At 70.6% G+C, this 18,713-nt stretch carries 14 protein-coding genes; 6 read left to right on the forward strand and 8 right to left on the reverse strand.

What is annotated here, in order from left to right; genetic code table 11:
- Positions 1-10 precede the first annotated feature (10 nt).
- Entirely contained in the window at positions 11-1,816 is a 1,806-nt protein-coding gene (locus ACY0PA_RS22500; RefSeq protein WP_473079522.1) for a thioredoxin-like domain-containing protein, read from the forward strand.
- A 45-nt stretch (positions 1,817-1,861) separates the two neighbouring features.
- On the opposite strand, the gene ACY0PA_RS22505 is transcribed toward ACY0PA_RS22500, so the two are convergent.
- From ACY0PA_RS22505 to ACY0PA_RS22515, 3 genes are all read right to left on the reverse strand, one after another.
- The gene (locus ACY0PA_RS22505) at positions 1,862-2,116 is read right to left on the reverse strand and encodes a hypothetical protein (RefSeq protein ID WP_473079523.1); all 255 of its coding nucleotides are present in this window, start codon (positions 2,114-2,116) and stop codon (positions 1,862-1,864) included.
- Between the two features lie 9 nt (positions 2,117-2,125).
- Positions 2,126-3,421, reverse strand: a complete 1,296-nt coding sequence (locus ACY0PA_RS22510; protein ID WP_473079524.1) for a M18 family aminopeptidase — start codon at positions 3,419-3,421, stop codon at positions 2,126-2,128.
- 143 nt (positions 3,422-3,564) lie between these two features.
- On the reverse strand, positions 3,565-5,391 hold the full coding sequence (locus tag ACY0PA_RS22515; protein WP_473079525.1) for an acyl-CoA dehydrogenase: 1,827 nt from the start codon (positions 5,389-5,391) through the stop codon (positions 3,565-3,567).
- Between the two features lie 175 nt (positions 5,392-5,566).
- Here ACY0PA_RS22515 and ACY0PA_RS22520 point away from each other — a divergent pair, with 175 nt between their 5' ends.
- The 3 genes from ACY0PA_RS22520 to ACY0PA_RS22530 all read left to right on the forward strand — a co-directional run bounded on the left by ACY0PA_RS22520 (position 5,567) and on the right by ACY0PA_RS22530 (position 8,298).
- Positions 5,567-6,034: an SseB family protein gene (locus tag ACY0PA_RS22520; RefSeq protein WP_100596474.1), complete on the forward strand. Its 468-nt coding sequence runs from the start codon at positions 5,567-5,569 to the stop codon at positions 6,032-6,034.
- Between the two features lie 118 nt (positions 6,035-6,152).
- Entirely contained in the window at positions 6,153-7,115 is a 963-nt protein-coding gene (locus ACY0PA_RS22525; protein ID WP_473079526.1) for a pirin family protein, read from the forward strand.
- Positions 7,116-7,191: 76 nt separating this feature from the next.
- Complete coding sequence (locus tag ACY0PA_RS22530) at positions 7,192-8,298, forward strand: AI-2E family transporter (protein ID WP_473079527.1); 1,107 nt, start codon at positions 7,192-7,194, stop codon at positions 8,296-8,298.
- Here the strand turns inward: ACY0PA_RS22530 and ACY0PA_RS22535 are convergent.
- Positions 8,229-10,451 (reverse strand): SpoIIE family protein phosphatase, encoded by a 2,223-nt coding sequence (locus tag ACY0PA_RS22535; protein ID WP_473079528.1) that lies wholly within the window; start codon positions 10,449-10,451, stop codon positions 8,229-8,231. The two genes, ACY0PA_RS22530 and ACY0PA_RS22535, sit on opposite strands and share 70 nt — an antisense overlap.
- A gap of 132 nt (positions 10,452-10,583) precedes the next feature.
- On the opposite strand from ACY0PA_RS22535, the gene aspS reads away from it, so the two are divergent.
- A complete protein-coding gene (gene aspS / locus ACY0PA_RS22540) occupies positions 10,584-12,353 on the forward strand; it encodes an aspartate--tRNA ligase (RefSeq protein ID WP_473079529.1) in 1,770 nt (589 codons plus the stop codon).
- Positions 12,354-12,500: 147 nt separating this feature from the next.
- Entirely contained in the window at positions 12,501-13,091 is a 591-nt protein-coding gene (locus tag ACY0PA_RS22545) for a Uma2 family endonuclease (RefSeq protein ID WP_473079530.1), read from the forward strand.
- Between the two features lie 89 nt (positions 13,092-13,180).
- On the opposite strand, the gene ACY0PA_RS22550 is transcribed toward ACY0PA_RS22545, so the two are convergent.
- The 4 genes from ACY0PA_RS22550 to ACY0PA_RS22565 all read right to left on the reverse strand — a co-directional run bounded on the left by ACY0PA_RS22550 (position 13,181) and on the right by ACY0PA_RS22565 (position 18,597).
- On the reverse strand, positions 13,181-13,633 hold the full coding sequence (locus ACY0PA_RS22550) for a hypothetical protein (protein WP_454399222.1): 453 nt from the start codon (positions 13,631-13,633) through the stop codon (positions 13,181-13,183).
- A gap of 95 nt (positions 13,634-13,728) precedes the next feature.
- Entirely contained in the window at positions 13,729-15,441 is a 1,713-nt protein-coding gene (gene metG / locus ACY0PA_RS22555) for a methionine--tRNA ligase (RefSeq protein WP_473079531.1), read from the reverse strand.
- A gap of 177 nt (positions 15,442-15,618) precedes the next feature.
- Entirely contained in the window at positions 15,619-16,632 is a 1,014-nt protein-coding gene (gene adhP, locus ACY0PA_RS22560) for an alcohol dehydrogenase AdhP (protein WP_473079532.1), read from the reverse strand.
- A 126-nt stretch (positions 16,633-16,758) separates the two neighbouring features.
- Positions 16,759-18,597, reverse strand: a complete 1,839-nt coding sequence (locus ACY0PA_RS22565; RefSeq protein WP_473079533.1) for a VWA domain-containing protein — start codon at positions 18,595-18,597, stop codon at positions 16,759-16,761.
- Between the last annotated feature and the right edge of the window lie 116 nt (positions 18,598-18,713).

Genomic DNA, 18,713 nt, shown 5'->3' on the forward strand with positions numbered 1-18,713 from the left:
CCCTTGACCCATGAACGATGTCGACCCCGCACCCCGTCGCGCCCGTGTCCGTGCCCCCGAACTCATCGGCAAGGGCGGCTGGCTCAATACAGGCGGCAAGCAATACACCCTGGCCGATTTGCGGGGACGCATCGTCATTCTGGATTTCTGGACATTTTGCTGCGTGAATTGTCTGCATGTCCTCGACGAGCTGCGTGAGCTCGAGGAGAAGCACCGGGACACCGTCGTGATCGTCGGGGTGCACTCCCCGAAGTTCGTGCACGAGGCCGAGCACTCCGCCGTGGTCGACGCCGTCGAGCGGTACAACGTCGAGCACCCCGTCCTCGACGACCCCGAGCTGGCGACCTGGAAGCAGTACGCCGTGCGGGCCTGGCCCACGCTCGCGGTGATCGACCCCGAGGGGTACGTCGTCGCGCAGCACGCCGGTGAGGGGCACGCCCACGCCATCGAGAAGCTGGTCGAGCAGCTGGAGGCGGAACACGGCGCGAAGGGGACGCTGCGCCGCGGCGACGGTCCGTACGTCGCGCCCGAGCCGGTCGCGACGGATCTGCGGTTCCCCGGCAAGGCGCTCGTGCTGCCGTCCGGGAACTTCCTGGTCTCCGACACGACCCGGCACCAGCTCGTCGAGCTGGCCGCGGACGGCGAGAGCGTCGTACGGCGGATCGGCTCGCCCGGCGAGTTCAACGAGCCGCAGGGCCTCGCGCTGCTCGACGACGCGACCGTCGTCGTGGCCGACACGGTGCATCACTCGCTGAAGGCCGTGGACCTCGCGAGCGGGGACGTCACGACGCTCGCGGGCACCGGCCGGCAGTGGTGGCAGGGCGCGCCGACCAGCGGTCCGGCCCTGGAGGTGTCGCTCTCCTCGCCGTGGGACGTCGCCGTCTTCGGCGGCAAGGTGTGGATCGCCATGGCGGGCGTGCACCAGCTGTGGACGTACGACCCGGAGACGAAGAGTGTCGCCGTGGCGGCGGGTACGACCAATGAGGGGCTCGTCGACGGGCCGGGCGCCGAGGCGTGGTTCGCGCAGCCGTCCGGGCTCGCGGCGACCGGGGAGCGGCTGTGGGTGGCCGACTCGGAGACCTCCGCGCTGCGGTACGTCGACCTGGACGGCGCCGTGCACACGGCGGTCGGTACGGGCCTCTTCGACTTCGGGCACCGGGACGGCGCCGCCGAACAGGCGCTGTTCCAGCACCCGTTGGGTGTGACCGCCCTGCCGGACGGTTCGGTCGCCGTCTCGGACACGTACAACCACGCCCTGCGCCGCTACGACCCGGCGAGCGGTGAGGTCACCACGCTGGCGACGGATCTGCGGGAGCCCAGCGACGCGGTACTCGTGGGTGGGGACTCCCCGGATATCGTCGTCGTCGAGTCGGCGCGGCACCGGCTGACGCGGCTGCGGCTTCCCGAGGAGGCCGTGCGGGTCGAGTCGGTCGCGCACCGGACGCAGCGCGCGGCGACCGAAGTCGCGGCGGGGAAGCTCCAGTTGGACGTGATCTTCCAGGCGCCGGCGGGTCAGAAGCTCGACACGCGGTACGGGCCCTCGACCCGGCTCCTGGTCTCCTCCACCCCGCCCGAGCTGCTGGTCGCGGGCGACGGTGCGGACGCGGATCTGGCGCGCGAGCTGGTGCTGAACCCGGAGGTCGCGCAGGGCGTCCTGCATGTTTCGGCGATGGCCGCCTCGTGCGACGACGACCCGGCCAACGAGTACCCGGCCTGCCACGTCCACCAGCAGGACTGGGGCGTGCCGGTCCGGCTCACCGAGGGTGGCGCGGACCGGCTGCCGCTGGTGCTCGCGGGCATGGACGACCGGGGCTGATCCGGGGCTGATCCGGGGCCGGCCGGTCGGGACAGGGGCGGCCGGTCAGCCGGCGTACGGGCGCCTGGTGTTCCAGGAGAGCACCTCGATGCCGTCGGCGCGCTTGCCGGCGTACTCCGCCTCGCCCGGCGTGGCCAGCCTGACGGACTCGGCCGAGTCGTCGGAGTTGTTCCTGACCAGGGACAGGCGGATCGGCTTGAAGTAGTCGCCCTCGGCTTCGCCCGGTGTCCTCCCTTGGCCCCCCGCACGGCAAAGGTCGAGTTTACCGCCGGGGGTCCCCGGGCGCCGCGGTACCGCCATGTGGGGAGGTCAGCCCTCCAGGAATGCGACGAGCGCGTTGGCGAGGAGGAACGGGTCGTCGGCGGCGCACAGTTCGCGGACGCTGTGCATGGAGAGGATGGCCACGCCGATGTCGACGGTCTTGATGCCGTGGCGGGCCGCCGTGATCGGGCCGATCGTGGTGCCGCAGGGCATGGCGTTGTTGGAGACGAACGACTGGAAGGGCACGCCGGCCTTCTCGCACGCGGCGGCGAACACAGCGCGGCCCGAACCGTCGGTGGCGTAGCGGTTGTTGACGTTGACCTTGAGGATGGGGCCGCCGCCGGCGCGCGGGTGGTGGGTGGGGTCGTGGCGTTCGGCGTAGTTGGGGTGCACGGCGTGCCCGGTGTCGGACGACAGGCACACCGTCCCGGCGAAGGCGCGGGCCTTGTCCTCGTACGATCCTCCGCGCGCGAACACCGAACGCTCCAGGACGCCGCCGAGCAGCGGGCCGTCGGCGCCGGTGTCGGACTGCGACCCGTTCTCCTCGTGGTCGAACGCGGCGAGGACCGGGATGCAGGGGAGGTCGTCCGAGGCCGATGCGGCGGCGAGTGCGGCCGTTCCGGCGTGCACGGACAGGAGGTTGTCCATGCGGGGTCCGGCGACGAGCTCCTTGTCGCGGCCGAGGTAGGAGGGCGCCTCGATGGGGTGCGTCATCAGGTCCCAGCCGGTGACGTCGCCCTCGGCGATCCCGTGCTCCTCCTCCAGGAACCGGATCAGGTCGCCCTCGTGGACGTCGTTGCCGAGGCCCCAGATGGGCTGCATGTGCTTCTGCTTGTCGAGCTTGAGGCCGTCGGTGTGGACGGAGCGGTCCATGTGGATGGCGAGCTGCGGCACGCGCAGCAGCGCGCGGTCGATGTTCACGAGCCGCGTCGAGCCGTCGCGCAGGGTGAGCCTGCCCGCGAGTCCCAGGTCCCGGTCGAGCCAGGAGTTGAGGAGCGGTCCGCCGTAGATCTCGACGGCGACCTGCCGCCAGCCCTGCGAGCCCATGTCGGGCAGCGGCTTGACGCGCAGGTTCGGCGAGTCGGTGTGCGCGCCGACGATGCGGAAGGGGGTGTGCGGCGCGGCGCCCTCGGGCACGTACCAGGCCACGATCGCGCCGCCGCGCGTGACGTACTTGCCGCCCGTCGTCCCGTCCCACGCGTCGGTCTCCGAGACCTTGCGGAATCCGGCCTTCTCCAGGCGCGCGGCGGCGTTCGCGACGGCGTGGTACGGCGAGGGGCTGGCCGCGAGGAAGGACATGAGGTCGTCGGTGTGACCGCGGTCGAAGCGGGAGGGGTTGCTCATGCGGGCCAGCCTAACGAGCCCCCGTCCCGGCGCGCGGGGAGTCCGCACGGGTGCGGTGGGGCGCCAGGCCGATCTCGATACGACAGCGCCGCCACCCGAAAGTGTCCGGGTGGCGGCGCCGATGACTACTGGCAGGCCGGAGGCTAGAACGCCGCCTCGTCCAGCTCCATCAGGTCCAGGTCGACCTTCTCGGCCAGGCGGCGCTCCAGGCCGACACCCGGCAGGACGTTCGCGGCGAAGAACTTCGCGGCGGCGATCTTGCCCTGGTAGAAGGCATGGTCCTTGGCGGAGGCGGTCTCCAGCTTCTCGGCGGCGACGGCCGCGCCGCGCAGCAGCAGGAAGCCGACGACCACGTCGCCGGAGGCGAGCAGCAGGCGGGTGGTGTTGAGGCCCACCTTGTAGATGTTCTTGGTGTCCTGCTCGGTGGCCGCGAGGTCGGTCAGCATGACGCCGACGATGGCCTCCAGCTCGACGGCCGCCTTGGCGAGCGCCTCGCGGGCCGCAGCGAGCTCCTCGCCGCCCGTGCCGACCGCGAGGAACTTCTTGATCTCCTCGGCGAGGCCGTTGAGCGCGGCGCCCTGGTTGCGGACGATCTTCCGGAAGAAGAAGTCCTGGCCCTGGATCGCGGTGGTGCCCTCGTAGAGAGTGTCGATCTTGGCATCGCGGATGTACTGCTCTATCGGGTACTCCTGGAGGTAACCCGAGCCGCCGAACGTCTGGAGCGACTGCGCCAGCTGCTCGTAGGCCTTCTCCGAGCCGTAGCCCTTCACGATCGGCAGGAGGAGGTCGTTGAGGGCGTTCAGCTGCGACGCGTCCTCGCCCGCTGCCTCCTTGACCGCGATGTCGTCCTGGACGGCGGCGGTGTGCAGCACGAGCGCGCGCATGCCCTCCGCGTACGCCTTCTGCGTCATGAGCGAGCGGCGCACGTCCGGGTGGTGCGTGATGGTGACCTTGGGGGCCGTCTTGTCCATGAACTGGGCCAGGTCGGGGCCCTGGACGCGCTCCTTGGCGTACTCGAGCGCGTTCAGGTAGCCCGTCGACAGCGTGGAGATCGCCTTCGTGCCGACCATCATGCGGGCGAACTCGATGATGCGGAACATCTGGCGGATGCCGTCGTGCTTGTCGCCGATGAGCCAGCCCTTGGCGGGGTGCTGGTCGCCGAACGTCATCTCGCACGTGTTGGACGCCTTGAGGCCCATCTTGTGCTCGACGTTCGTCGCGTAGACGCCGTTGCGCTCGCCCAGCTCGCCGGTCTCCCAGTCGAAGTGGAACTTCGGGACCAGGAAGAGGGACAGGCCCTTGGTGCCGGGGCCGTGGCCCTCGGGGCGCGCGAGCACGTAGTGGAGGATGTTCTCCGACATGTCGTGCTCGCCGGACGTGATGAAGCGCTTCACGCCCTCGATGTGCCAGGAGCCGTCCTCCTGCTGGACGGCCTTGGTGCGGCCGGCGCCCACGTCCGAACCGGCGTCCGGCTCGGTCAGGACCATCGTCGAGCCCCACTGCTTCTCGACGGCGATCTCGGCGACCTTCTTCTGCGCCTCGTTGCCCTCCTCGAAGAGGATGCCGGCGAACGCCGGGCCGGAGGAGTACATCCAGATCGCGGGGTTGGAGCCGAGCAGCAGCTCCGCGTAGGCCCAGATCAGGGAGCGCGGCGAGGTGGTGCCGCCGATCTCCTCGGGCAGGCCGAGGCGCCAGTACTCGGAGTCCATGAAGGCCTGGTACGACTTCTTGAAGCTCGCCGGTACCGGAGCGGTGTTGGTCTCCGGGTCGAAGACCGGCGGGTTGCGGTCGGCGTCCGTGAAGGACTCGGCCAGCTCGTTCTCGGCGAGGCGGGAGACCTCGTCGAGGATGCTCTTGGCGGTGTCGACGTCCATCTCCGCGAACGGGCCGCTGCCGTACAGCTTGTCGCGCCCGAGCACCTCGAAGAGGTTGAACTCGATGTCGCGGAGATTCGACTTGTAGTGCCCCATGGCGACGGCTCCGTTTGGCTGGTAAGCGGGATCTTCGTAAACACGCACTACTCGCAAGTAGTAAGTGCCTAAGATGATGCTACCCGTCGGTAATAAGACGCAACCCCTGATCCGCCAATGTGAGCAGGGTCTAACGGCGCCCGCGCTCCGGCCCCGCCTCGGTAGTCTGGCCCCCATGTACGGCTACGACCAGACCGCGGGACCCGGGCAGCAGTACGCGCCGCCGCAGCAGGGCATGCAGGGCGGGTACGGCCAGCAGGCGCCGCCGCTGTATCCGGAGCCGTCACCTCCGTCGTTGGCGGACGCGGTCCGCGCCTTCACCACGGGCTCGATGTCCGCCGAGGACTTCCAGCAGATCTTCGCGACGTCGAAGGTCTACTGCCCGCGCGGCGACAACCCCGGCTTCCTCGCGCTGCACAACACCCAGCAGCCGGTCATCCCGATGTTCACCTCCCTCAAGGAGCTGCGCAGGTACGCGGGCAAGGAGTCCAAGTACTTCGTGATCACCGGCGCCGAGGTGATCGACCTGCTCCCGACCGGGTACGGCTTCGTCCTCGACATGGAGGGCGAACACCGGATGGTCTTCGACGCCAAGGCGGTCGAGCAGATGGTCGACTTCGCGATGCGCCGTATGTACGGCTAGACGCCGCCACAAGCAGGCACCCGGGACGCCCGGAGGGAATTCCCTCCGGGCGTTTTGTTGTTCCAGGTGGCAGAAAGTTCTACGTTCAACTAAACTCGGAGCACAAGGAGGTCCCGACATGCCTGCAGTGACCGTCGAAAACCCGCTGACCCTGCCCCGTGTGGCCGCGCCCGCCGACGCCGTGGCCCGCCCCGTGGTGGCCGTGACGACCGCGCCCACCGGATTCGAGGGCGAGGGGTTCCCGGTGCGCCGAGCGTTCGCCGGGATCAACTACAAGTACCTCGACCCGTTCATCATGATGGACCAGATGGGTGAGGTGGAGTACGCGCCAGGAGAGCCCAAGGGCACGCCCTGGCACCCGCACCGCGGCTTCGAGACCGTCACCTACATCATCGACGGCACCTTCGTTCACCAGGACTCCAACGGCGGTGGCGGCACCATCACCAATGGCGACACCCAGTGGATGACGGCCGGCTCGGGCCTCCTGCACATCGAGGCGCCGCCGGAGGCGCTCGTCATGTCCGGCGGGCTCTTCCACGGCCTCCAGCTGTGGGTGAACCTCCCGGCCGCCGACAAGATGAAGGACCCCCGCTACCAGGACATCCGCGGTGGCCAGGTCAAGCTCCTCACCACCGCCGACGGCGGCGCCCTGCTGCGCGTCATCGCGGGTGAGCTCGACGGTCACGACGGCCCCGGCGTCACACACACGCCGATCACGATGGTCCACGCGACCGTCCGCCCCGGCGCCGAGCTGACGCTGCCGTGGCGCGAGGAGTTCAACGGCCTCGCGTACGTCCTCGCCGGCCGCGGCACCGTCGGCGCCGACCGCAGGCCGGTCCACATGGGCCAGACCGCCGTCTTCGGCGCGGGTTCCTCGCTGACCGTCCGCGCGGACGAGACGCAGGACTCCCACACCCCGGACCTCGAGGTCGTCCTCCTGGGCGGCCGCCCGATCCGGGAGCCGATGGCGCACTACGGTCCGTTCGTCATGAACACCCGCGACGAACTCCAGCAGGCGTTCGAGGACTTCCAGGCGGGCCGGCTCGGGGTCATCCCGGGAGAGCGGATCCCGCACACGTAAGCGGTATCTGATAGTCCGTCACTCGCGTGGCCCCGCCCGGAAGGTCGGGGCCACGCGCGCGTGATGCCCTGTGAGGGTGCACACAGGTACAGGTAAGCCGCTTCTTCCCGAACCAGCCCGCCGCACCGCCGCCTGGTGCGTTCTCGCCCTGCTCGTCACCGGGGTCGCGGCCGTTGGCATCTGGCTGTGCATCGTCTTCAAGACGGCCGTCACACCCCTGCTGCTCGCCCTGCTCGGCACGGCCCTGCTCGGGCCGGTGCACGGCTGGCTGATGCGCAGGAGGGTCAACCGGGCGCTCGCCGCCGCCCTCACCTGCGTCGCCCTCGTCGCCGTCGTCGGCGGCGCCGGCTACATCGTCGTCAAGACCCTCATCGACACCGGCGACCAGATCGTCGACTCGGTGCGGGAGGCCGGCGACTGGATCAAGAGCCACTTCGGGATCACCGCGGCCGACGACCTCGGATCCGCAGCCGGCAGCCTCAAGAACCTGCTGTCCAAGTGGGGCGCCAGCGCCGCGAGCGGGGTGATCGCCGGGCTCACCGTCCTCGGCTCGCTCCTCACGACCAGTGTTCTCGCCCTCCTGCTCACGTTCTTCTTCCTCAAGGACTCCGACCGGGCCGCGGGCCTCGCGCACAGCCTCGCGCCCGGCCGTGCCGGGGAAACCCTGGAGGCCATGGGGCGGCGTGCCTTCCAGGCAGTCGAGGGCTTCATGCGCGGGACCACGCTGATCGCGCTCATCGACTCGATCTGCATCACCGTCGGCCTGCTCATCCTGCGGGTGCCCGGCGCGGTCGGGCTCGGCTCCCTGGTCTTCGTCACCTCGTACATCCCTTACCTCGGGGCGACGATCTCCGGTGCGGTGGCCGTCCTGGTGGCACTCGCCGACCGGGGCTGGGTGACCGCTCTGTGGGCGCTCGGCGTCATCCTGGCCGTGCAGCAGCTGGAGGGCCACATCCTTCAGCCGATGATCCAGTCCCGCACCGTGCAGATGCATCCCGCGATGGTGATGCTGGCGATCACGGCGGGCGCCTCCGTCGCGGGCATTCTCGGGATGCTGCTCGCGGTGCCGGTGACGGCGGCCGCGTTCGGGGTGATCGGGGAGCTGCGCGAGCGCTACTCCGCAGGCGAGGGGTCGTCGGCGCCGTCGGGGGGTTCACGTGAAACCCCGGACGCGGGCTCGTAGAGCTCGAACCAGATGCTCTTGCCCTCGCCCTTCGGGTCCACGCCCCAGCGGTCGGCGAGCAGCTCCATCAGGACGAGGCCGCGCCCGGACGAGGCGAGCTCGCCGGGGTGGCGCTTGTGCGGCAGGTCGTCGCTGGCGTCGGCGACCTCGGCGCGCAGCCGCCGCGCGGGCCGGCCGTTGACCTCGGCGACCAGCAGCGCGTCGCCGTCCGTGTGGACGAGGACGTTGGTGAGCATCTCCGAGATCATCAGGACCGCCGAGTCGACCTGGTCCTCGTCGCTCCAGTCGTGCAGCAGCTCACGCAGTTGCTGGCGGGCGGCGGCGACCCGCTCCGGCTCGGCCTGGGCGACGGTCATCGCGGTGCGGCGCGCGGGCATGGGCGCCTCGGGCAGGCCCGTCCTGGCGAGGAGCAGCACCGCTATGTCGTCCTCGCGCCGGTCGGCGAGCGGGCCCCTCGTGTAGTGCGAGGAGGGGCCGTGCACGGCCCGTACGAGCGCGTCGGCAAGGTCCTCCAGGCGGTCGGGGTCGCTGGGCTGCTCCCCGTGCTCCCCGTGCTCCTCGAGGATGCCGCGGATGCGCGCCCAGCCGGTGTCGAGGTCGTGGCCGCCCGTTTCGATGAGGCCGTCGGTGCAGATCAGCAGGGTGTCGCCGGGTTCGAGGGTGAGCCGGGTCGTGGGGTAGTCGGCGTCGGGGTCGACGCCGAGGGGCAGCCCGCCCGCGGTGGGCCGCACCAGGACCGTCCCGTCGGTCATGCGTATCGCGGGGTCGGGATGGCCCGCGCGGGCGATCTCCAGGATTCCCGTTTTCGGGTCGGCCTCCACGTACAGACAGGTCGCGAAGCGCGGGTCGCCCGCCTCCGGGCCCTTCTCGATGTCCTTGCCGGGGCCGCCCGTGGAGCCGTTCGTGATGGAGTCGGTGACCCCGTACAGGAAGCGCGAGGCGCGGGAGAGGACGGCGTCCGGGCGGTGCCCCTCGGACGCGTACGCCCGCAGCGCGATCCGCAGCTGTCCCATCAGGCCCGCGGCCCGCACGTCGTGCCCCTGCACATCGCCGATGACGAGCGCGATGCGCCCGGTCGGCAGCGGGATCATGTCGTACCAGTCGCCGCCGACCTGGAGGCCGCCGCCGGTCGGGACATAGCGGGCGGCGACGCTCATCCCCGGGATGTCGGGGCCGAGCGCCGGCAGCATCGAGCGCTGGAGCCCGTCCGTCAGCTCCCGCTCCGACTCGGTGGTCCCGGCGCGCGACAGGGCCTGTGCCAGCATCCGCGCCACCGTCGTCAGGACGGAGCGCTCGTCGGGCGTGAAGGACACCGGGTAGGTGAACGCCGCCATCCAGGTGCCGATGGTGCGGCCGGCGACGATGAGCGGCAGGAACGCCCAGGACTGCCGCTGGAAGCGCTGGGCCAGCGGCCAGGCGGCCCGGTAGCGCAGGCGGTACTGCTCGGGCGACGACAGATAGACGGCGCGGCCGGTGCGCACCACCTCGGCGGCCGGATAGTCGGTGTCCAGGGGCATGTCCGTGAAGGGCGCCTCCTCGCCCGGCTCCTGCCCGTGGTGCCCGATGACCGTGAGCCGGTCGCCGCCGCCGCCGACGCCGACGCCGAAGACGGCGAGGCCGTCCGGCGAGAACCCCGGCATGGAGAGCCCGGCCGCGACCCGCAGGACCTCCTCGGTGGACCCCGCCTCGGCGAGCGCCCGCCCGGCGTCCAGCAGGAACGCCTCACGGGAGCGCCGCCAGTCGCCGGTCACGGGGGTGCGCGCGGCGGACCCGGGCGTGGGCTCGCTGACCTCCTGGAGCGTGCCGATCAGCTCGTACGCGTGCGAGTCGCCGTGCATGATCGGCTTGGAACGGCTGCGTACGGTCCGGATGACCCTGCCCTGATCGTCCATGATCCTCAGCCGGGCCTCGGCGAGGGTGCCCTCGGCGACGGCGAGCTGGACGACGCCGTCGATCTCGTTCCAGTCGACGGGGTGGAAGCGGGACCGTACGGCGGCCTCCGTCAGCGTCACCGGGCATTCGGGCAGGCCGAGCAGCCGGGCCGCCTCCGCGTCGAAGGTGACCAGCCCGGCCCGGTTGTCCCACCGCCACACACCGGTGTCGAGGGCGGCGAGAACGTCCCCCACGGGCGGCAGGGGGTCACCAGTGCGCATGGCCCCACTCTAAGAAGAGGTGATCGTGGACGGCCACCGAGACTATTCGCAGAGCGATCACGGGGCGGCCGGTACCCTGGGGCTTCGGGCATGCCCGGCCAATCCCCAATCGCAAAGACTGGATGAACGACGATGCATCGGTACAGGTCCCACACCTGCGGCGAGCTCCGCGCCTCTGACGTCGGATCCGACGTCCGGCTGAGCGGCTGGCTGCACAATCGGCGCGACCTGGGCGGCATCCTCTTCATCGATCTGCGCGACCACTACGGGATCACGCAGCTCGTCGCCCGCCCCGGCACCGCCGCCGCCGAGGTCCTCGACAAGCTGACCAAGGAGACGGTCGTCCGCGTCGACGGCAAGGTCGTCTCGCGCGGCGCCGACAACGTCAACTCCGAGCTGCCCACGGGCGAGATCGAGATCGAGGCCGCCGAGGTCGAGGTGCTCGGCGCGGCCCAGCAGATCCCGTTCACGATCAACGCGGACGACGGGGTGAACGAGGAGCGGCGCCTGGAGTACCGCTTCCTCGACCTGCGCCGTGAGCGCATGCACCGCAACATCATGCTGCGCTCGTCCGTCATCGCCTCCATCCGCTCCAAGATGGTGGCCCTCGGCTTCAACGAGATGGCGACGCCGATCCTCAGCGCCACCTCCCCGGAGGGCGCCCGCGACTTCGTCGTCCCCTCGCGCCTGAACCCGGGCAAGTTCTACGCGCTGCCGCAGGCCCCGCAGCAGTTCAAGCAGCTGCTGATGATCTCGGGCTTCGACCGCTACTTCCAGATCGCGCCCTGCTTCCGCGACGAGGACGCCCGCGCGGACCGTTCGCCGGGCGAGTTCTACCAGCTCGACGTGGAGATGTCCTTCGTCGAGCAGGAGGACGTCTTCCAGCCGATCGAGAAGCTCATGACCGAGCTCTTCGAGGAGTTCGGCGGCGGCCGCCACGTCACGTCCCCGTTCCCGCGGATCCCGTTCCGCGAGTCGATGCTCAAGTACGGCTCGGACAAGCCGGACCTGCGCGCCCAGCTCGAACTGGTCGACATCTCGGACGTGTTCGAGGGCTCCGAGTTCAAGGCGTTCGCCGGGAAGCACGTGCGCGCGCTGCCCGTCCCGGACACCGCGTCGCAGTCCCGCAAGTTCTTCGACGGCCTCGGTGACTACGCGGTCGAGCAGGGCGCGAAGGGCCTCGCCTGGGTCCGCGTCGCCGAGGACGGATCCCTCACGGGCCCGATCGCGAAGTTCCTCACGGACGAGAACGTCAAGGTCCTCACCGAGCGCCTCGGCCTGAAGGCCGGCCACGCCGTCTTCTTCGGCGCGGGCGAGTTCGACGAGGTCTCCAAGATCATGGGCGCCGTCCGTGTCGAGGCCGCCAAGCGCGCCGGGCACTTCGAGGAGGGTGTCTTCCGCTTCTGCTGGATCGTCGACTTCCCGATGTACGAGAAGGACGAGGACACCGGGAAGATCGACTTCTCGCACAACCCGTTCTCCATGCCGCAGGGCGGCCTCGAGGCCCTGGAGACCAAGGACCCGCTGGACATCCTGGGCTGGCAGTACGACATCGTCTGCAACGGCGTGGAGCTGTCCTCCGGCGCGATCCGGAACCACGAGCCCGAGATCATGCTCAAGGCCTTCGAGATCGCGGGCTACGACCGTGACACCGTCGAGGAGCAGTTCGCGGGCATGCTCCGCGCGTTCCGCTTCGGCGCCCCGCCGCACGGCGGGATCGCCCCCGGCGTCGACCGCATCGTCATGCTCCTCGCCGACGAGCCGAACATCCGCGAGACCATCGCGTTCCCGCTCAACGGCAACGCGCAGGACCTGATGATGGGCGCGCCCACGGAGCTCGACGAGACGCGCCTGCGCGAGCTGAACATCCAGCTCCGCAAGCCGGTGGCCGACAAGAAGTAGCGTCCGCCAGTCGTCCGAAGGGGCCGGAACCGTTGATCGGTTCCGGCCCCTTTGCTGTGCCGCTCGTTACGTTGCGTATCCGCCGGGCAACGCCAACCCGGGACCCGTACCGTGGTGAACGTGACCCGACCTTGTGAGGAGGCCGTCGTGAGCGTCGTAGAGGAGCAGTCCGCTGTGGTGCTGTCCCAGGAGGACTTCGAGGAGCTGGCCCGCCACGCCATACGGACGAACGAGGCGCTGCGGCTGGAGTTCGTCAAGGGGAATCTGGGGGTCAAGGCAGTGCCGGACGGCAATCACGGGCGGATCATTCAGTGGCTGAGCCGCTTGTGCATGCAGGCGGACGCCGGGTGGTGGCTGCACTCGGAGCAGGGTCTGCGGGTCGAGACGTACCGGAGGGGCAACGCCCGTCCCGACGGGTGCCTCGCACCGAGTGAGACCTTCGTCGGGCAGGGTGAGTGGGCCAGCGCCGACGGCGTCCTGATGGTCGTGGAGGTCACGTCCCGGGACCGGGGCACCAATCAGCGGGACCGGATCGACAAACCGCGTGCGTACGCGGAAACCGATATCCCGGTGTATCTGCTGATCGACCGGGACACCTGTGAGGTGAGGGTTCACTCGCGGCCCGACGGGACGCGGTATGAGCGGGTGGAGACCATTCCGTTCGGGAAGAGGGTGGAGCTGCCTGCTCCGGTAGGCATCGACCTGGACACCGAGCCGCTCAAGGACTGGGTGGGCTGACGGCGGGGCGATGGCCTCGCGTGTGCAGGGGCCCGGACCCGGTGATCGGTTGCGGGCCCTCTCGCAAGTCCGGACGCATACGCGTACGCCTACGTGTCGTAACGCCCGTCCCACGGTTCGCCGAAGCCGAGGCGGTCCGGGTAGAGCTCGGCCCAGCCGCCCTCGTCGTCGTCCTCGGCGATCAGGGCGAACAGGACGCGGTCCACGGCGAGCCGGAACGGGCGGACGGCGATGTCGCCGTAGGTGCGGCCGGGCAGGGCTGCCAGGAGTTTGTCCAGGTGGGCGTGGGCCTGGGCGAGTTCGGCCCCCTCGGCCCAGGTTCCCGCGCACCAGATCTCCGAGTCGCGGTACCCGCCCGAGGCGTCGAACGTGTGGAGCACCGCGTAGAGCCGCTTGTGCTCTTCCCAGCCGTCGTCGGGGCGGTAGCCCTCGGGGAAGGCGTAGGTCACCGTGGCCAGGAACTGGCCGTCCGCGTACCGGCCGATGGTGGCGGTGCGGTGGTCCGGCTCGTGGGCGATCGGGATGGTTGCGGGAACTGGCATGGCGAAACCCTAATCGCGGTCGTGAACATGCCAGTAACGGGGTACGGCAAAGGGGTGCGAGGGCCGGCCCTCGCACCCCTTTCCCGCGGAATGTCTTACTCCGGAGCGCCGCCGAAGCGCTCGCGGTAGGACTCCAGGTCCTCCTCGGTGATCTTCGCGAAGAGCACCGGCGGGACCGTGAAGGCCGTGCCCGCGGGGACGGTGTCCAGGGCCGCGGCCTGCTCGGCGGTGACCCACGTGGCCGTGTCGTCGGCCAGCGCGAACGCGCCGCGCATCGCCTTCGACGAGGCCGGGATGAAGGGCTCGGACACGACCGCGTACAGGTGAATGAGGTTCATCGCCGTACGCAGCGTGAGGGCCGCGGCCTCCGGGTCGGTCTTGATCTCCAGCCAGGGGGCCTTCTCCTCCAGGTAGGAGTTGCCCGCGGACCACAGGGCGCGCAGCGCGGACGCAGCCTTGCGGAACTGGAGAGCCTCCATCTGGGCCTCGTACTCGGCGAGCAGCGCGGCGATCTCCGTGCCGAGCTTCGCCTCTGCCTCGCCAGCCGCCTTGCCTGCGGGCACGTCGTCACCGAAGCGCTTGCGGGAGAAGGACAGGACGCGGTTCACGAAGTTGCCGAGGGTGTCGGCGAGATCCTTGTTCACCGTGGCCGTGAAGTGCTCCCACGTGAAGGAGGAGTCGTCGGACTCCGGCGCGTTGGCGATGAGGAAGTAGCGCCAGTAGTCGGCCGGCAGGATCTCCAGGGCGGCGTCCGTGAAGATGCCGCGCTTCTGCGACGTCGAGAACTTGCCGCCGTAGTACGTCAGCCAGTTGAAGGACTTGAGGTAGTCGACCTTCTTCCACGGCTCGCGCACGCCCATCTCCGTGGCGGGGAACATGACGCTGTGGAACGGGACGTTGTCCTTGGCCATGAACTGCGTGTACCGGACGTCGTCGGCCTCGTACCACCACGACTTCCAGTCGCGCTCCGCCGGGTTCTGGTCCGCCCACTCCTTCGTCGACCCGATGTACTCGATCGGGGCGTCGAACCAGACGTAGAAGACCTTGCCCTCTGCGGCCAGCTCCGGCCACGTGTCGGCCGGGACGGGGACGCCCCAGTCCAGGTCACGGGTGATCGCGCGGTCGTGCAGGCCCTCGGTCAGCCACTTGCGGGCGATGGAGGAGGCCAGCTGCGGCCACTCAGCCGCAGTCTGCGCGATCCACTCCTCGACCTCGACCTGCAGCTTCGACTGGAGAAGGAAGAGGTGCTTCGTCTCGCGGACCTCCAGCTCCGTGGAGCCGGAGATCGCCGAGCGCGGGTTGATCAGGTCGGTCGGGTCGAGGACGCGCGTGCAGTTCTCGCACTGGTCGCCGCGCGCCTTGTCGTAGCCGCAGTGCGGACACGTGCCCTCGACGTAGCGGTCCGGCAGGAAGCGGCCGTCGGCAGGCGAGTACACCTGGCGGATCGCGCGCTCCTCGATGAACCCGTTCTCGTTCAGCTTGCGCGCGAAGTGCTGCGTGAGCTCCGCGTTCTCCGGGGACGAGCTGCGGCCGAAGTGGTCGAAGGCCAGCTCGAAGCCCTCGTACACGGCCTTCTGCGCGTCGTGCGCCTGTCCGCAGAACTCGGCGACCGGCAGGCCCTGCTCCTTCGCGGCCAGCTCGGCGGGCGTGCCGTGCTCGTCGGTGGCGCAGATGTACAGGACGTCGTGGCCGCGCTGGCGGAGGTACCGGGAGTACACGTCCGCCGGGAGCATGGACCCCACCATGTTGCCCAGGTGCTTGATTCCGTTGATGTACGGAAGGGCGCTGGTGATGAGGTGTCGAGCCATCGGGGGCTGCTCCCAAGTCGCTGCGTGCGGTGAGGTGACGGTGTACGTCAGTCGAATCAAAGAATCCTAGCCGACACGGCGGGGCCGCCCCTCCCGGTATTTACGGGGTGGACGGCCCTGGGAGTGCGGCGCGTGTGCGAGCGCGGCGCGTGTGCGAGCGCGGCGCGTGTGCGGTGTCTAGCGGAAGTCGAAGACCAGCCGGGCCGTGACCCGGCCCGCCAGGATGTCCTCGATCGCCTCGTTGACCTCCTTGAGCCTGCGCTGCTCGCGGATGACACGGGTACGGCCGAGGCGGTGCAGCTGGAAGACCTCGGCGAGGTCCTGCCGGGTGCCGACGATCGAACCGATCACGCTCTTGCCGTCGAGCACGTGCTCGAAGACGGGCAGCTCCAGCTTGCCGCCGGCCGGCAGCGCGACCAGGACGAGCGTGCCGTGCCTGCGCAGCGAGCCGTACGCCGCCCGGAGCGACGAGTTCGAGACGGCGAGCCCGATCGCGACGTCGGCGCCGCCCAGCTGGCGCACCGCCTCGGCGACGTCCTGGCTGCGGGCGTCGATGACATGGTCGGCGCCCAGCTCGTGCGCGAGGCGCAGCTTGTCGTCAGTGACGTCCACGGCGACGGTCTCCGCGCCCGCGATCCGCGCGTACTGGAGCGCGAGGTGGCCGAGGCCGCCGATCCCGGAGATCAGCACGCGCTTGCCGGGCCCCGCGCCCGACACCTTCACGGCCTTGTACGTCGTCACCCCCGCGCAGGTCAGCGGGGCGGCGTCCAGGGGGTCGAGGCCGTCGGGGACCTTCACGACGTAGTCGCCGTGCGCGACCGCGTACTCCGAGAAGGAGCCGTCGACCGAGTAGCCGCTGTTGCGCTGCTTCAGGCAGAGCGTCTCCCAGCCGGACACGCAGTGGTCGCAGTAGCCGCACGCCTCGCCCAGCCAGGCGATGGCGACCCGGTCGCCGACGTTGATGTGGCCGACCCGCTCGCCCAGGTCCTCCACGATCCCGATGCCCTCGTGGCCCGGGACGAACGGCGGGTTCGGCTTGACCGGCCAGTCACCGGCGGCGGCGTGGATGTCCGTGTGGCACAGCCCGCTCGCCTCCATACGGACGAGGACCTGGTGCGCCGCCGGCCGCGGAATCACGCGGTGCTGGATCTCCAGGGGCCGGGTGAAGCCGGTGACTACGGCGGCCTTCATGGTGCGCGGTCCTTCCCTAGGTGCCGGAATTCAACCAGCTTCTCCCGATTCTGGGCGGACGGCGCGTGGGAACGACCGCGCCCCCTGTCCCGCCGGGGCGGTTCAGGGGGCGCGGTGTGGTGCGGGTCAGGCCTGCTGCGACTCCAGCCACCGCGGCAGGTCCGCGAGCAGCCCCTCGTACAGCTCGGTGTCCGTGAGCTCGCGGGGGGTGGGGCCCGCGTGGAAGAACGCGGCGTTGGGGGCCTTCAGCTTGCGCAGGTAGTCGAAGCCCTTGGCGTCGTGCTCGCCGAACGCGACGAACGAGAAGAACAGCGGGTGCCGGGCCGCGTCCGCGAGGGCCTGGTTGGCCGGGCCCTTCGCGTCCGGAGCGCCGTCCGTCTGGAAGACGACCAGGGCGGGCGTCTGCGACTGCGACTTCGCGTGGTGCGCCACGACCTCTTCGATCGCGCGGTGGTAACTGGTACGGCCCATGTGGCCGAGCGACGCGTGCAGCTCGTCCACGCGGCCCTCGTGCGCGTCGAGGGTGAGCTCGCCGGTGCCGTCGATGTCGGTGGAGAAGAAGACGACGTGCACGGTCGCCTCGGGGTCGGTGTGCGCGGCCAGCGCGAGCACCTGTTCGCCGAGTGCCTGCGCGGAGCCGTCCTTGTAGTACGACCGCATCGACCCGGACCGGTCGAGCACGAGATAGACGGTGGCTCGGACCCCCGCGAGGTCCTGCTTCTTGAGTGCACTCCCGGCGGCCTTGTAGGCAGTGGCGAGCCCGGGGGCCCGCGACTTGACCCGGGTGAGGGGGAGGGCGGGGGCCTCCGGCTCGGGGTCGGCGACGGTCTCCGGCGCGGCTGCGGCGACCGGCTCGACGACGGCCTCGGCCTCGGCCTGCGGCTCCGGCTCGGCGACAGCCTCCGGCTCGGCCTCGGCCTCGGCCTCGGCCTCGGCTTCCGGCTTGGTCTCGGCGACGGCCTCGGGGGCCGCGTCGGCCTTGGCCCTCGCCTTCGGTTCGGCGGCAGGCTCTGCGACAGACTTCGCCGCTGCCTCGACCACGGGCTCCGCGTCGGCCTCGATCTCGGTGACGGTCTCGGCTTCCGGCTCCGCCTGGGCGGCGGCCCCGGCTTCCGGCTTGGTCTCGGCGACGGGCTCGGGGGCCGCGTCGGCCTCGGCCCTCGCCTTCGGTTCGGCGGCAGGCTCTGCGACAGACTTCGCCGCTGCCTCTGCGACGGGCTCCGAGACAGCCTCGGCCTCCGCCTCGACCACGGGCTCCGCGCTCTCGGCGGCCGGTTCCGCCTCGGTCTCGACGACGGCCTCGGGCTCCGTCTCGGCGGCGGGCTCGGCGACAGCCTCCGGCGCGGCCTCGGCTTCCGGCTCCGTCTCGGCGACGGCCTCGGGGGCCGCGTCCGCCTCAGCCTTCACCTCTGTCTCGGCGACGGGCTCCGCGGCAGCCTCCGCTTCCGGCTCCGCCTCGGCGGCGGGCGCAGCGGAAGGCTCCGTCTCCGCCGCCGGCTCTGCGCGCACCGCGACCGGATCCGCTTCCGCCTCCACCTTCGCAACATCCTCCGGAGCCGCCTCGGCGACAGCCTCCGCCTCCGCGACACCCTCCGGAGCCGCCTCGGCGACAGCCTCCGCCTCCGCGACACCCTCCGGAGCCGCCTCGGCGGCAGCCTCCGCTTCCGTCTCAGTGACCGGCTCGGCGGCAGCCGAAGCTTCCTCCTCGTCCACCGGCGAAGACGGCTTGGGGACCTTTACGTTGTCGAAGGCCGCCGCCACCAGGTCGTCCGCCTCGCGCGCCGAGGGCGCGGTCGTCGGCTCGGTCGACTGTGCGGGCACTTTCGCCTTTGCCTCGGCGGGCGGCGCGGTCTCGCCGGCCGGTGCCGGGACCGTCGCCTCGGGTGCGGCGGTCGCCGCCTCGTCACCCCGCGAGGACTTCCGCGGCCTTCCGAACGCGTTCCGCAGGAGATTCCGAATGCCCATGTGCGCAACCCTTCGCATGAGTTGGTTTCCGTAACCCCTGGCCAGGGCGGACACGTAAGGTTAGCCGCCACGTTCCGTGATCTTGGGCAGGGTCGCCCACCCGGGCGAAGGGCGAC

The sequence above is a fragment of the Streptomyces sp. DS1-CR2 genome (assembly GCF_055760475.1).

Bases quoted from the DNA above. Each gene is read 5' to 3' on its own strand.
- ACY0PA_RS22565 (WP_473079533.1), bottom strand. From the start codon at position 18,597: ATGGGCATTCGGAATCTCCTGCGGAACGCGTTCGGAAGGCCGCGGAAG.
- ACY0PA_RS22550 (WP_454399222.1), bottom strand. From the start codon at position 13,633: ATGCCAGTTCCCGCAACCATCCCGATCGCCCACGAGCCGGACCACCGC.
- ACY0PA_RS22510 (WP_473079524.1), bottom strand. From the start codon at position 3,421: ATGAGCAACCCCTCCCGCTTCGACCGCGGTCACACCGACGACCTCATG.
- ACY0PA_RS22535 (WP_473079528.1), bottom strand. From the start codon at position 10,451: ATGCGCACTGGTGACCCCCTGCCGCCCGTGGGGGACGTTCTCGCCGCC.
- ACY0PA_RS22500 (WP_473079522.1), top strand. From the start codon at position 11: ATGAACGATGTCGACCCCGCACCCCGTCGCGCCCGTGTCCGTGCCCCC.
- ACY0PA_RS22515 (WP_473079525.1), bottom strand. From the start codon at position 5,391: ATGGGGCACTACAAGTCGAATCTCCGCGACATCGAGTTCAACCTCTTC.
- ACY0PA_RS22525 (WP_473079526.1), top strand. From the start codon at position 6,153: ATGCCTGCAGTGACCGTCGAAAACCCGCTGACCCTGCCCCGTGTGGCC.
- metG (WP_473079531.1), bottom strand. From the start codon at position 15,441: ATGGCTCGACACCTCATCACCAGCGCCCTTCCGTACATCAACGGAATC.
- aspS (WP_473079529.1), top strand. From the start codon at position 10,584: ATGCATCGGTACAGGTCCCACACCTGCGGCGAGCTCCGCGCCTCTGAC.
- ACY0PA_RS22505 (WP_473079523.1), bottom strand. From the start codon at position 2,116: ATGGCGGTACCGCGGCGCCCGGGGACCCCCGGCGGTAAACTCGACCTT.
- ACY0PA_RS22520 (WP_100596474.1), top strand. From the start codon at position 5,567: ATGTACGGCTACGACCAGACCGCGGGACCCGGGCAGCAGTACGCGCCG.
- adhP (WP_473079532.1), bottom strand. From the start codon at position 16,632: ATGAAGGCCGCCGTAGTCACCGGCTTCACCCGGCCCCTGGAGATCCAG.